The organism is Flavobacterium succinicans, from assembly GCF_001662485.1.
GTDB classification, from domain to species: domain Bacteria; phylum Bacteroidota; class Bacteroidia; order Flavobacteriales; family Flavobacteriaceae; genus Flavobacterium; species Flavobacterium succinicans_A.
This window is the reverse complement of record NZ_JMTM01000053.1, coordinates 127,678-140,254: the sequence shown is the minus strand read 5'-3', so window position 1 is coordinate 140,254 and position 12,577 is coordinate 127,678. Positions and strand designations below refer to the sequence as shown.

Annotated in this window: 14 protein-coding genes and 1 tRNA gene; 12 read left to right on the top strand and 3 right to left on the bottom strand. The window is 34.1% G+C overall.

The features are described 5' to 3' along the window. The first annotated feature begins 6 nt into the window (after positions 1-6). Positions 7-768 (top strand): succinate dehydrogenase/fumarate reductase iron-sulfur subunit, encoded by a 762-nt coding sequence (locus tag FLB_RS09580; RefSeq protein ID WP_064715732.1) that lies wholly within the window; start codon positions 7-9, stop codon positions 766-768. A 131-nt stretch (positions 769-899) separates the two neighbouring features. After that, on the top strand, positions 900-1,664 hold the full coding sequence (locus FLB_RS09575) for an amidohydrolase (RefSeq protein WP_064715731.1): 765 nt from the start codon (positions 900-902) through the stop codon (positions 1,662-1,664). Between the two features lie 19 nt (positions 1,665-1,683). Here the strand turns inward: FLB_RS09575 and FLB_RS09570 are convergent, their stop codons facing one another. After that, positions 1,684-2,115, bottom strand: a complete 432-nt coding sequence (locus FLB_RS09570; protein ID WP_064715730.1) for a cytochrome c oxidase assembly factor Coa1 family protein — start codon at positions 2,113-2,115, stop codon at positions 1,684-1,686. A gap of 5 nt (positions 2,116-2,120) precedes the next feature. Beyond that, on the bottom strand, positions 2,121-3,785 hold the full coding sequence (locus FLB_RS09565) for an Ig-like domain-containing protein (protein WP_064715729.1): 1,665 nt from the start codon (positions 3,783-3,785) through the stop codon (positions 2,121-2,123). A gap of 160 nt (positions 3,786-3,945) precedes the next feature. On the opposite strand from FLB_RS09565, the gene FLB_RS09560 reads away from it, so the two are divergent. The 5 genes from FLB_RS09560 to FLB_RS09540 all read left to right on the top strand — a co-directional run bounded on the left by FLB_RS09560 (position 3,946) and on the right by FLB_RS09540 (position 8,218). Continuing rightward, a complete protein-coding gene (locus tag FLB_RS09560; RefSeq protein WP_064715728.1) occupies positions 3,946-4,950 on the top strand; it encodes a hypothetical protein in 1,005 nt (334 codons plus the stop codon). Next, complete coding sequence (locus FLB_RS09555) at positions 4,910-7,222, top strand: hypothetical protein (protein ID WP_064715727.1); 2,313 nt, start codon at positions 4,910-4,912, stop codon at positions 7,220-7,222. The genes FLB_RS09560 and FLB_RS09555 overlap by 41 nt, the downstream gene beginning before the upstream one ends. Before the next feature lie 32 nt (positions 7,223-7,254). After that, entirely contained in the window at positions 7,255-7,653 is a 399-nt protein-coding gene (mce, locus tag FLB_RS09550; protein ID WP_064715726.1) for a methylmalonyl-CoA epimerase, read from the top strand. Between the two features lie 140 nt (positions 7,654-7,793). After that, a tRNA-Ile gene (locus FLB_RS09545) sits at positions 7,794-7,867 on the top strand. A 135-nt stretch (positions 7,868-8,002) separates the two neighbouring features. After that, positions 8,003-8,218, top strand: coding sequence for a hypothetical protein (locus FLB_RS09540; RefSeq protein ID WP_064715725.1), 216 nt, complete (start codon positions 8,003-8,005; stop codon positions 8,216-8,218). A 52-nt stretch (positions 8,219-8,270) separates the two neighbouring features. Here FLB_RS09540 and FLB_RS09535 read toward each other — a convergent pair whose 3' ends face one another. Next, a complete protein-coding gene (locus tag FLB_RS09535; protein WP_064715724.1) occupies positions 8,271-8,858 on the bottom strand; it encodes a riboflavin synthase in 588 nt (195 codons plus the stop codon). A gap of 57 nt (positions 8,859-8,915) precedes the next feature. Here FLB_RS09535 and pdxA point away from each other — a divergent pair, with 57 nt between their 5' ends. The 5 genes from pdxA to accB all read left to right on the top strand — a co-directional run bounded on the left by pdxA (position 8,916) and on the right by accB (position 12,504). After that, positions 8,916-9,965: a 4-hydroxythreonine-4-phosphate dehydrogenase PdxA gene (pdxA, locus tag FLB_RS09530; RefSeq protein ID WP_064715723.1), complete on the top strand. Its 1,050-nt coding sequence runs from the start codon at positions 8,916-8,918 to the stop codon at positions 9,963-9,965. Positions 9,966-10,060: 95 nt separating this feature from the next. Beyond that, positions 10,061-10,624: a YceD family protein gene (locus FLB_RS09525; RefSeq protein WP_064715722.1), complete on the top strand. Its 564-nt coding sequence runs from the start codon at positions 10,061-10,063 to the stop codon at positions 10,622-10,624. 9 nt (positions 10,625-10,633) lie between these two features. Beyond that, entirely contained in the window at positions 10,634-10,828 is a 195-nt protein-coding gene (gene rpmF, locus FLB_RS09520; RefSeq protein WP_007137315.1) for a 50S ribosomal protein L32, read from the top strand. Between the two features lie 173 nt (positions 10,829-11,001). Beyond that, positions 11,002-12,000 carry a beta-ketoacyl-ACP synthase III gene (locus FLB_RS09515; RefSeq protein WP_064715721.1) on the top strand — a complete coding sequence of 333 codons (999 nt, stop codon included), beginning with the start codon at positions 11,002-11,004 and terminating at the stop codon, positions 11,998-12,000. A 24-nt stretch (positions 12,001-12,024) separates the two neighbouring features. Further along, positions 12,025-12,504 carry an acetyl-CoA carboxylase biotin carboxyl carrier protein gene (gene accB, locus FLB_RS09510; protein WP_064715720.1) on the top strand — a complete coding sequence of 160 codons (480 nt, stop codon included), beginning with the start codon at positions 12,025-12,027 and terminating at the stop codon, positions 12,502-12,504. The last annotated feature ends 73 nt before the right edge of the window (positions 12,505-12,577 follow it).

The following is a 12,577-nucleotide window of genomic DNA, read 5'->3' as shown; positions in this document are numbered from 1 at the left end:
AAAAACATGAGTGCAGCAAAAAATATTAATATAACCTTACAGATTTGGCGTCAAAAAAACGCTAAAGTTAAGGGAAAGATGGAAACATATAAGTTGAATGATGTTTCTACAGCGAGTTCGTTTCTAGAAATGTTAGATCAATTGAACGAGCAATTAGTGAACGAAAGAAAAGAGCCTGTAGCCTTTGATCACGATTGTCGCGAAGGAATTTGCGGAATGTGTTCTTTGTATATCAATGGACGTGCACACGGACCAGATACAGGAATCACGACTTGTCAATTACACATGAGAATGTTCAACGACGGGGATACGATCGTAATAGAACCATGGAGAAGTGTGGCGTTTCCAGTAGTTAAAGATTTAGTTGTTGATAGATCTTCTTTCGAAAGAATTCAACAAGCAGGAGGATTTGTTTCTGTAAATACTTCAGGTAATACCATCGATGCGAATACGCTTCCTGTGCCTAAGGCTGATGCAGACAAAGCTTTTGAAGCTGCTGCTTGTATTGGATGTGGAGCATGTGTGGCTACTTGTAAAAATGGTTCAGCGATGTTGTTTGTTGGTGCTAAAGTTTCGCAATATGCACTTTTACCACAAGGGAAAGTAGAAGCTACAAACCGTGTATTGAACATGGTACGTCAAATGGACGAAGAAGGTTTTGGTAACTGTACTAACACTGGAGCTTGCGAAATCGAATGTCCAAAAGGAATTTCATTAGAGAACATCGCTCGTATGAATAGAGAATATTTGTCAGCAAGTTTGAAATAATTCTAATTGTCTTTTAGGCAAAGAAGTAAAAAAAACGCATCTATTTATTTGGATGCGTTTTTTTTATTACCAAGGAGTAAAGAGATGTTTTGTCTTATGCGGTAAGAATCAATTTTTATTAAATTTATTTTATGAAAATAGCCATCCTACAATCTCCCTTAACCTGGGAAAATCCAGTAGCAAATCGCCTTCAGTTCGAAGAAAAAATCAATGCGATTAGTGAATCAGTTGATCTAATTGTACTTCCTGAAATGTTTACCTCAGGTTTTACGATGCATCCTAATTTGGTAGTAGAAACGATGCAAGGCGAAACGATGGTATGGTTACAACAGTTGGCTAAAGAAAAAAATGCAGCCATCACTGGGAGTTTGGTTATTGCCGATAAAGGAAATTTCTATAACCGATTGGTGTTTGTTTTTCCTTCGGGAGAAGTGCAATTTTATGACAAAAGACACTTGTTTACTTTAGCTGGAGAAGATAAAGCTTATACTGCTGGCAAAGAAAAAGTAATCATTGATTATTTGGGTTGGAAAATTTGCCCACTGATTTGCTATGATTTGCGTTTTCCTGTTTTTGCACGAAATATGGAAGCGTACGATGTGTTACTTTATGTTGCGAATTGGCCCAATATGCGAATTAATGCTTGGGACGCCTTACTTAAAGCACGAGCGATTGAAAATATGTGTTATACTATTGGAGTGAATAGAATAGGAGTAGATGCCAATCACCATTTATACAACGGACATTCGCAAGTGCAAGATTATTTGGGTCGAGATCTTGTTGCTCCACAAGAATCCGAAGGCATTTTTATAGCTTCTTTGGATAAAAAAGGACTATTGGAAACCCGACAAAAACTAGGTTTCTTGAACGATAAAGATGATTTTGAAATCAAGTAAATCGATTAAGAGTTCCGCTTTATTCAATCACACTAATTACCGTTTTTGGATTTTTACAGCGTATGGTTATCTTTTGAAAAATCCATTCGTTTCCTTTTTTGTTGGCTGTAAAATCCATTTTTCCTTGGTTATGATTTCCTTTGATTCTAATAGTCGAAGCTATAGAGGTATCGTTATTAGAATAAACAATATTGCCTTCTAAAATAGTTAATTTGTCGATGGCTTCAATAGTTCCGATTGTAGTTTTAACTTTCGAATTCGCATTGGCTATGGCAATTGCTTTTTCAAAAACTTTAGTATCAGAATAGGCTTTAATCAATTGAGGAGCTTCGTTATTTAAAACTGGAATAATGGTATAAAAAGTCAAAAATAGGATTGCAATTGTAGTTGGAAGTAGCCATTTCCAGTTTCGTTTCATCCAAGAATCACTATCAATTCCATCATTGTTCATCGCTTCTATTTTTTCTTCTTCTTATCCTTGTCTTCTTTCTTTTTAGACTCAGGAGTGTAAGGAATGCTCAAATCAAAGGATTGTTCTACTTCCCAGTTGGCTCGAACATCTACTTCTTTAGAGAAATAAATAACTTCTTCGGACTGTCTTTTTTCTAAGAAATTACCCGAATCGTATTTTTGATTTTTATTATCATCATAAATTGCTCTTAGGGTGTAATTAGCAGGTTCCAAAAACGTGAAGACGACTTTGTTTGCTTTTTCAGAATATTCAGAGGCTAAAACTTCTCCTTTGGCATTGGTGAGTTCTATAATAATAGGGAATCTTTTGGTATTACTCAAAACAACTGTTAAGTTTCCATAATCCGTTTCGCTTCTGGTGTTGATCTTATAGGTTAAGGTGTCATTCGATTTTTCAAAAAAGTCAGTCAAAGCACCTGGAAGCAATTTAAATTCATATTTTTCTTCAGGTACTTTTTTGAAATCAAAAACCAATTTTTGGTGAAAATCATCATATCGAGGGGTAAATGCTACTGCTTTGGTAGCACCATCAGTTAAATTTATTTTAGAAGGATCAATTTTAACCAAAGGAGTGTTGGATTCTAATGTGAAATGCTCTCTCATATTCAAAATCCCAGACTGAACTGCGCTGATACTTAGTGTATCTTTTTTTTGATTTTTGATTTTTACACTAAAATCGTTTACATAACTTTCTTTTTTGATATTCATCAAAAGTGAATCTACTTTTATAGGTTTGTACCATACTTGAAGCGAGTCTTTTTTTGGAAATTGAGTTACGATACTTTCAATACTTTGAGTATTGTTTCTCAAGATGATTTTCGGTTTTAACTTCGAAAAATCTTGTTTTCCATCATACGGCACTACCAATCGATTGCCTGAGGCTTGGAAGGGTTTATAGGCTTTAAACGGAAGTTCTTCTTTGAACAATTCAATTTCATACACCGTATCGTTTGGGATGGTTACGAATTGTTTGTGAAAACCAATTTTGTCTGTTTTCGGATTGAATTTATTGTTGTTGTTGCGGTCTTTCATAGCTACCAAAAGGTATTTTCCCGCCTTTAGATTTTCTAAACGAAACGTCTTTAAACTATCCAACGTATTGGTAATGTATCTTGGAGGGTTAGTGTACACCACCGAATCTTTGAATTTTTCATTCACTTCATACAACATCACAGAAACGAACGATTCTACTTCTTTCTCAAGAGCATCTTTCACTCTTCCGCCAAGGGCAAGCGAATCGATATAAGGCCCTGTAGAGAAAACATACTTGAATTGGTTCAAAGGATTGCCCTCGTTGTTGTCGGTAATACTTTGTCCAAAATTAAAACTATAAGTTGTATTGGGTTGTAAAGTGTCTTTGATTTGAATAGTAAGGTATTTCGTTACAGTTGATGGTATAATCAACGGCTCATTTTTCATGGGTGGTGAAACGATGAGTTGTTTTTCTAATCCTTTCAGTTTTATATACTCATCAAAAGTGAGTTTGATTTGATTACCTTTAAAATTGGTACTATAATTTTCTGGGAAACTAATCTTCAGGGTTGGGGCAATGGTATCTTTCAAACCGCCGGTGATACTTCCTTTTTTGGCACAGCCAATACATACGAAAAGAAAAAGGAACAAAAGGAAACGGTAATTGGATTGTGACATATTAGTTTAACATTAGAAAGTACAAAATAACAATTATATTTACTGTAATCGAAATTATTTAGCGATTTATTGGCATATCTTTTATAGTAAAATTTAGGCTTTTGATGTTTTACGTGCTGGTTATTAATATATTTGTTAAGACTATTAATTCTTATACCTTTTGAAAAATAAATTGGGTTTTGCGCTTTTATTACTTTTGCTTTTGGCTTGCCAACCTAGCAAAAAACCGGCTATATCCTTTTATTATTGGAAAACCATTTTTGAATTAACGCCAAAAGAACAAGAAGTATTGATGCTAAACAACGTTCAAAAACTCTATGTACGTTATTTTGATCTTGCGATAAACGTTGCTTCTCATCAAGTTTATCCCACAAGTCCGATTCATTTTAAAACACCTATTAAGCAATTTACAGTAGTTCCTGTGGTTTACATCAAGAACCAGATTTTTTTAGATTCAACAATTGCAGTAAAAGAGATAGCGCATAAAACAGCCAATTTAATCACAAGAATTAATGCTTCTAATGGGATAAATTGTCAAGAGATTCAGCTGGATTGCGATTGGACATTGAGTACCAAAGAACGCTACTTGGAGTTTGTTGAGGTTTTTAAAAAAGTATCCCAAAAAAGAATTTCAGCAACCATTCGATTGCATCAGGTAAAATATTTCAAAAAAACCAAAATCCCTAATGTAGATTCGGGTGTTTTGATGTATTACAACATGGGAAAAATTGCTCATGATTCGCTCAATTCGATTTATGACCGAAAAATTGCCGAAAAGTATTTGGAAAGTGTTAAGAAATATCCGCTACCACTCAATTTTGCATTGCCTATTTATTCTTGGTTTATTCATATTCAAAACCAAAAAGTAATAGGCGTTCGGGCTAAACTTAGCGTTGCTAATTTATTAGAGGATAAAAATTTTAAACGTGAAAACGAAAAATATTTTAGAGTCATACAATCTAATTACAAAAATGGAGTTTTTTATCAAGAAAATGATATTTTAAAATTAGAAGCGATTTCGTCTTCCGATTTGCTAGAAATGGCTGCTGATTTGCAAGAAAATACCAAAGCATCTCCTAAAGAAATACTATTTTACGATTTAGATCAATTCAATTTTAATAACTATGAAAAATCAATTTTTGAGCAAGTTATTGCTGTTTTTTAGTGCCGTTTTACTTATGGTGTATGGAATAATCTACGCCTGTTCTGATGGTGATTATAATAATTTTTCATTTGATTCTAATTTCACTCCCGAAACCTTTGTAGATGCCTCCTACGAACCCTTGTTTTTGTCTGGGGACGTTTTTTATTCTATTGGCTTTGAGGTAAATTATAACACGAGGTTCAACGAATCGATTCGAACTGATTGGGAAACGTATCTAAAAGGCAAAGCGGATTCGGCTGCTGTTGGTTACTTTTTGTTGGACAGTAGCGCTGTAGCGGTTCAAGATATTTATGCTTTTTATAAAACCAAAAAGAGTACAAAAAACGTCGTGCAATGGGAATCCAAATTGAAGTTAAAAGACTCAAAAATTAAAAGCTTTATCGACTTTTTGTACCTCGCAAAACAAATTGAAACGGTTTCTGTAAACACGGATTATTGGAGTTATGATCCCGTTCCAGTAAAAACGTTCAAAGGGATTCAAACAGTAATAGCAATCGAAAATAATTACAAAAACACCAAAGATGCCTTTCTGAAAAACAGGTATTGGTTTCAAACGTTGAAGGCTTATTTTTATAGTGATTATCGCAAAGAAGCTTTTGATTTTTTTCAAAAAACAGAAGCAACTGTTCCGAAAAATGTGTTGTATTATCGTGCTTTGTCTTACTTGGCAGGATTTTATTATAAAGAAAAAGAGTATGCTAAGTCTAATTATCTCTATGCGGTAGTTTTTGATAAATGCCCGGAAATGCGAGTTGTTTCGGCATATAATTTTCATCCACAAGACGAAAAAGATTGGAACGCTTCTCTGGCTATGGCCAAAGATAATAAAGAAAAAGCAGCACTTTGGGCGATTCAAGGATATTACAAAGACGAGGTGCGTGCTATAGAGAAAATCTTTGAATTAGATCCAAAATCTACCCATTTGGATTATCTCTTGACGCGTTTGATTAACAAGACAGAACAAAATATGAATCATTCTTTCTCTAAAACAGAGCAAAATAATGATATAAAAAGACAAACGGTTACTGAAAATAAATTGGACAATAAAAAGAAGATTGAAGCCAAAGTTTTAGGCTTAGTAACCAAAATTGCGACTGCTGGAACCACGGCTCAACCGTATTTGTGGGATATGGCTTTGGGGTATTTATATACCTTAAGAGAAGATTTCGCGAAAGCAGAGGTTATTTATGCCAAAGTTGAGAAAAAAATGCCACCGAAAAAACTAGCCAATGATCAGTTGCGTTTGCTTCGTTTTGTAAATAATTTGAGTAAAATAGAAAAGCTAACTGCTCAAAATGAAAAGACGATTATCAAAGATTTAAATTGGTTATATCGCGAACTGCCCAAAGAAAAAGGAATGCCAGAATTCAGATACCAAAATGCATCCAATTGGAGTAAAAAATATCTAGCAGCGCTATACAGAACTAGCGGCAACAGAGTGATGGCCGAATTGTTTGATGGTACTGATAATCAATATTATTGGGGCTATGGAAATAATTTTTATGACGCCACTGCCGATTTGCAAGCCATGAAAGCCTTTTTAACCAAAACAAACAAAACAGACTTAGAACAAGTAGCACAAAGTGTGTATGATGTAAAATTAGCAGATATAAATAATTTTCAAGCGGTCAAAGCCACTTACAAAAATGATATACCTGCGGCTATCGAGTTCATGAAGCAATCCGATTCGCTTCAAAATATGATTTTTTATGGGAATCCTTTTAATGGAGGAATCAAAGATTGTCACGATTGCGATCACGTGGCGTATCAAAAAAAGAAGTATTCGCAATTGGATTTTCTGACCACTATCAAAACAATGCAAGATAAGATTGCGGCTAAGGAAGAGGTATATACCAATAGTTTGTTGTTAGGCAATGCCTTTTATAATATCACTCATTTTGGTAATGCCCGTGTTTTTTATGAATCCAAAATTTCGGGCTATGGTTCTAGCCCTTATAGTTTTAGAGAGCCAATCAAAAAAATGATTACGGATTGTAGCCTAGCCAAAATGTATTATCAAAAAGCATTTGAGGCAGCCAATAACAAAGAACAGAAAGCGAAATGCATCTACATGATAGCCAAATGTGAGCGAAACGAATATTATAACAAGAAGTATAGTGCGATTGCGAATGTTTGGGAGATTCCAGAGGAAAAAGTAAATTTTGTTGCGTTTGATGGTTTTGTAAAATTGAAAACAAATTATTCGGATACTAAATACTATCAAGAGGTCATTGAAGAATGCGGTTATTTCAAAACGTATGTCAATCAATAGTTGGTATATTTGCGGTTTTAATAGTGAGACAAATGAATAAAATTGAACACATAGGAATAGCGGTCAAAGATTTGCAAGCATCCAATTTACTTTTTGAAAAATTATTTGGCGCTCCTGCTTACAAAGAAGAGGAAGTTGTTTCTGAAGGAGTAAAAACGGCTTTTTTTCAAAATGGCCCTAATAAAATAGAATTATTAGAAGCGACTCATCCAGAAAGTCCCATTGCTAAATTTATTGAGAAAAAGGGAGAAGGGATTCATCATATTGCCTTTGATGTAACCGATATTGTAGCGGAAATAGCAAGATTGGAAAGCGAAGGATTTGTGGTTTTAAATCCAACACCAAAGAGAGGTGCCGACAATAAATGGGTTGCATTTTTGCATCCCAAAAGTACAAATGGCGTTTTAATAGAATTGTGTCAAGAAATTTAGATAGTTATTTGAATTTTTATACTGCTTCATTATCAGTAGATTCCGTTTGAGGGGTTTGCGAATAATGATATAATTCAAAATCCACGACTAAAATATTTGGTCTAAACCAAAAAATATAGTAATATTGCAAACTCTTAACCGGTCCTATAGCTCAGCTGGTTAGAGCACCTGACTCATAATCAGGTGGTCCCTGGTTCGAGCCCAGGTGGGACCACAACTAAGAAAACCCTTCTTGAAATTTTCAAGAAGGGTTTTCTGATAAAAATAAGCTTTTTATTTTTTTATCAATAAAAATATTCCTTATTTTGCCAAGCAAATAAGGAATTAGTTTGCTAATATGCGGATATTTATGAAAGACAAATTAAAAATAATAGCTGGGTTTTTGTTGCTTTTGATTGGTAATATGTCATTATATGCAGCTCCAACACCGCCAAGTCCCAGAAGAACACCGCCACCACCGCCAAAATTACCAATTGATGATTATATAGGTATATTGGTTATTCTTTCGATTCTTTATGGCTTTTATGTCATTAGCAATAAATTAAAAGCAAAAACTCCAAGATAACTTGGGGTTTTTTATTTTATAGCCAATAAGATTTCTAACTTGGAATTTGATTTTAGTTCAATGCATGCAAACGGGTAACATATTTTCCGATTACATCAAATTCTAGATTTACAATTGTATTTACCTTGAAATTATGAAAATTCGTGTGTTCGTAGGTATAAGGAATGATGGCAACACTAAATTTGTTTTTTTCTGAATTGACAACTGTTAGACTTACACCATTAACGGTTATGGATCCTTTTTCGATAGTAATGTTGTTGCGGTTAGGATCGTATTCAAAAGTGTAGTGCCAGCTTCCATTCGTTTCGTTGGCTTCGATACAAGTGGCGGTTTGATCCACATGTCCTTGTACAATATGACCATCTAAACGATCACCTAATTTCATGGCTCGTTCCAGATTGATTTCATCATTGACGTTCCAGCTACCAATATTGGTTTTGTTAATCGTTTCGCCTATGGCGGTAACTGTATATTGGGTTCCGTTTATAGCGACTACTGTAAGACAAATGCCATTATGCGCAACACTTTGGTCTATTTTTAGCTCGGGTGTAATGTCAGAAGATAGGGTAAGATGCAGGTTGTTTTGCTCTTTTTTTATTTCTGTTACAATGCCAAGGGTTTCTATGATTCCTGTAAACATTCTTATTTTATTTTACTAAATTTGCAGTTCAAAATTAGCAATAAAAAACGGGAGCTCATGAATAAAACAGCAGAAAATATAATAGTTGGAATTTCGATAGGAGATTTAAACGGTATTGGAAGCGAAGTAGTCTTAAAAACTTTTGAGGATGCTCGAATGTTGGAATTTTGTACTCCAGTAATTTTTGCTAATGTAAAAATTGTTTCCTTTTTGAAGAAAAGCATTGAATCTACTTCGAGTATTCATGGTATTGATAAACTAGATCAAATAGTTTTAGGCAAAATTAATGTCTATAATTTATGGCGAGAAGGTGTGGATTTAAATTTAGGAACCAATGATGATAAAGTGGGTGAATATGCTATCAAGTCGTTTGTGGCGGCAACCAAAGCCTTAAAAGAAGGAATCGTAGATGTTTTAGTTACAGCTCCAATAAATAAATACAATATTCAATCGGATAGCTTTAAATTTCCAGGGCATACCGATTATTTAGCGCAAGAGTTAGAAGGCGATGCATTAATGCTTATGGTGAATGATAATTTGCGTGTTGGTTTACTAACTGATCATGTACCATTGAATGAAGTTGCTGGACATTTGACTGAGGAGTTAATTAAAAAGAAAATCGAAACGGTAAAACAAACTTTAATTAAAGACTTTAGTATCAATAAGCCTAAAATTGCTGTGCTAGGTTTGAATCCGCATTGTGGCGATGGGGGGGTGATTGGTTCCGAGGATGATACGTTGCTTAAGCCAACGTTGAAGAAAATATTCGACAAAGGGACTTTGGTTTTTGGGCCTTTTTCTGCGGATAGTTTTTTCGGAAGCAATCATTATGAGAAATACGATGCCATTATTGCTACTTATCATGATCAAGGATTAATTCCATTTAAGACTTTGTCTTTTGGTCGAGGAGTAAATTATACCGCAGGGTTGAATAAGATAAGAACTTCGCCTGATCATGGTACAGCCTTTGATATTGCGGGAAAAAATCAAGCGGATTTTACTTCTTTTAAAGAAGCGGTTTATCTGGCTATAGATATCTATAAATCAAGAATGCAACATGAAGAAGTGAGTTCAAATCCACTGAAATCAAAAGAAAAACAGTTATAAACAAAAAAAGGTGAATAACATTATTAGATTTATAATAATTTTATATCTTTGCACCCCGATTCAGACAATTCAGAATAGGGAAAATTGTTGATGAAATGAACAAGAGAAAAGAATTCATAATTCCATTCGTGGGATTGAAGCTAGGGAAACATCAATTTGAATACCAAATCAATAATTCGTTCTTTGAGATCTTTGACTTTAGTGAGTTTGAAAAATCAAACATCAAAGTAAATGTAGTTTTAGAAAAAAAAGCGAATTTATTAGAATTAGATTTTAAACACAAAGGAACCGTTCAAGTACCTTGTGATTTAACAGGGGAAGAATTTGATTTACCGATAAAAGGTAAAATTAAATTAATTGTTCGTTTCGGAGAAACGTTTAATAATGACAACGAAGAGTTATTAATTTTGCCATTTGGAGAATTTGAGCTAGATATTGCACAGTACATCTATGAAATGATAGTGTTGTCAATTCCTTTAAAGAGAGTTCATCCAGGGGTAAAAGATGGTACTTTGCAATCAGAAGCTTTAGAAAAGCTTAAAATATTGACTGCAAAAAAAGAAGTAAAAGAGAAGAATAAAGAGAATACACAACAAGAGAATCAAGATAATATTGACCCTAGATGGGACAAATTAAAGCAACTATTAACGGATAAATAATATAGTAAAATGGCACATCCTAAAAGAAAAATCTCGAAAACAAGAAGAGATAAGAGAAGAACACATTACAAAGCAACTGTAGCTCAAATCGCTACTTGTCCTATCACTGGCGAAGCACATTTGTACCACAGAGCTTACTGGCATGAAGGTAAAATGTACTACAGAGGGCAAGTTGTTATCGATAAATCTGTAGCTGTTGCTTAATACGTTTTGGCAAAAAATAGTAGAACTCTCACTTTGTGGGAGTTTTTTTTATTGTTTATAATTTTCTAAAATAAGAAAAGCTAAAACAGTACTTTTAGAATAAATTTTGTAATTTTCAGGTCTTTTAAATTAAAAAATCAAGTAGCAATATTTGATAGTAATAGTCATACACAATGAATGCAATTACCGCAGCAATTACCGCAGTAGGTGGGTATGTTCCTGACTTTGTGCTTTCTAATAAAGTATTGGAAACCATGGTTGATACCAATGATGAATGGATCACTACTCGTACAGGAATTAAAGAAAGAAGAATATTAAAGGAAGAAGGAAAAGGAACTTCATTTTTGGCCATAAAAGCCGCTCAAGATTTAATAGCAAAAGCCAATATCGATCCACTTGAAATTGATATGGTAATTATGGCAACCGCAACACCTGATATGCCTGTAGCTTCAACAGGAGTTTATGTGGCAACAGAAATAGGGGCAACAAATGCTTTTGCATATGATTTACAAGCTGCTTGTTCTAGTTTTTTATACGGAATGTCTACAGCTGCAGCTTACATTCAATCAGGTAGATATAAAAAAGTACTATTAATAGGAGCAGATAAAATGTCTTCTATTATTGATTATACTGACAGAGCCACTTGTATTATTTTTGGAGATGGTGCTGGAGCCGTTTTATTCGAGCCTAATTATGAAGGCTATGGTTTGAAAGATGAATATTTAAGAAGCGACGGCGTAGGTCGTGATTTCTTGAAAATTCCTGCAGGAGGTTCTATTCTTAGAACATCGGCTCAAACGGTAGAAGAAAACATGCACAATATCATCCAAGACGGTAAAACAGTTTTTAAATATGCTGTAACAAATATGGCTGATGCAAGTGATTTGATCTTGCAAAGAAATAATTTAACCAATGAAAATGTTGATTGGTTAGTACCTCACCAAGCCAACAGAAGGATTATCGATGCTACGGCCAACAGAATGAACCTTGAAGAAGAAAAGGTCTTAGTGAATATCGAGCGTTATGGGAACACAACATCAGCAACTTTGCCATTAGTACTTCATGATTTTGAAAAGAAACTAAAAAAAGGAGATAATATTATATTTGCTGCTTTCGGAGGAGGATTTACTTGGGGATCTATTTATTTAAAATGGGCCTACGACACAAAATAAATTAAAACTAAAAACAAAACAATTATGGATTTAAAAGAAATTCAAAACCTAATCAAATTTGTAGCAAATTCTGGAGTTGCTGAGGTTAAGTTAGAGATGGATGATGTGAAAATCACAATTAGAACAACTTTAGAAGGTAATGTAACAGAAACTACTTACGTTCAGCAATTACCAACTCAAGCGGCAATTCAACCAGCAGTTATACCACAAATTGCTCCAGTTGTTGCAACACCAGAAGCAGCGCCAAAAGAGGATAATTCAAAATTTATTACCATCAAATCACCAATTATTGGTACTTTCTATAGAAAACCTGCTCCAGATAAACCAGTTTTTGCTGAAGTTGGAAGCACAATCGCTAAAGGTGATGTTCTTTGCGTAATTGAAGCAATGAAGCTTTTTAACGAAATTGAATCGGAAGTTTCAGGAAAAATAGTGAAAATCTTAGTAGACGATATGTCTCCTGTAGAGTTTGACCAACCTTTATTTTTAGTAGATCCATCATAATTTTTAAAAATTCCAATAGACAAATCACAAAATCCAATACGTTGGAATTTGAAGATTGGAATTTGTAATTTTA

What these genes read in the sequence shown, in the direction of transcription:
- FLB_RS09580 (WP_064715732.1), top strand. Translation starts at nt 7, where the DNA reads ATGAGTGCAGCAAAAAATATTAATATAACCTTACAGATTTGGCGTCAA.
- FLB_RS09575 (WP_064715731.1), top strand. Translation starts at nt 900, where the DNA reads ATGAAAATAGCCATCCTACAATCTCCCTTAACCTGGGAAAATCCAGTA.
- FLB_RS09570 (WP_064715730.1), bottom strand. Translation starts at nt 2,115, where the DNA reads ATGAACAATGATGGAATTGATAGTGATTCTTGGATGAAACGAAACTGG.
- FLB_RS09565 (WP_064715729.1), bottom strand. Translation starts at nt 3,785, where the DNA reads ATGTCACAATCCAATTACCGTTTCCTTTTGTTCCTTTTTCTTTTCGTA.
- FLB_RS09555 (WP_064715727.1), top strand. Translation starts at nt 4,910, where the DNA reads ATGAAAAATCAATTTTTGAGCAAGTTATTGCTGTTTTTTAGTGCCGTT.
- mce (WP_064715726.1), top strand. Translation starts at nt 7,255, where the DNA reads ATGAATAAAATTGAACACATAGGAATAGCGGTCAAAGATTTGCAAGCA.
- FLB_RS09540 (WP_064715725.1), top strand. Translation starts at nt 8,003, where the DNA reads ATGAAAGACAAATTAAAAATAATAGCTGGGTTTTTGTTGCTTTTGATT.
- FLB_RS09535 (WP_064715724.1), bottom strand. Translation starts at nt 8,858, where the DNA reads ATGTTTACAGGAATCATAGAAACCCTTGGCATTGTAACAGAAATAAAA.
- pdxA (WP_064715723.1), top strand. Translation starts at nt 8,916, where the DNA reads ATGAATAAAACAGCAGAAAATATAATAGTTGGAATTTCGATAGGAGAT.
- FLB_RS09525 (WP_064715722.1), top strand. Translation starts at nt 10,061, where the DNA reads ATGAACAAGAGAAAAGAATTCATAATTCCATTCGTGGGATTGAAGCTA.
- rpmF (WP_007137315.1), top strand. Translation starts at nt 10,634, where the DNA reads ATGGCACATCCTAAAAGAAAAATCTCGAAAACAAGAAGAGATAAGAGA.
- FLB_RS09515 (WP_064715721.1), top strand. Translation starts at nt 11,002, where the DNA reads ATGAATGCAATTACCGCAGCAATTACCGCAGTAGGTGGGTATGTTCCT.
- accB (WP_064715720.1), top strand. Translation starts at nt 12,025, where the DNA reads ATGGATTTAAAAGAAATTCAAAACCTAATCAAATTTGTAGCAAATTCT.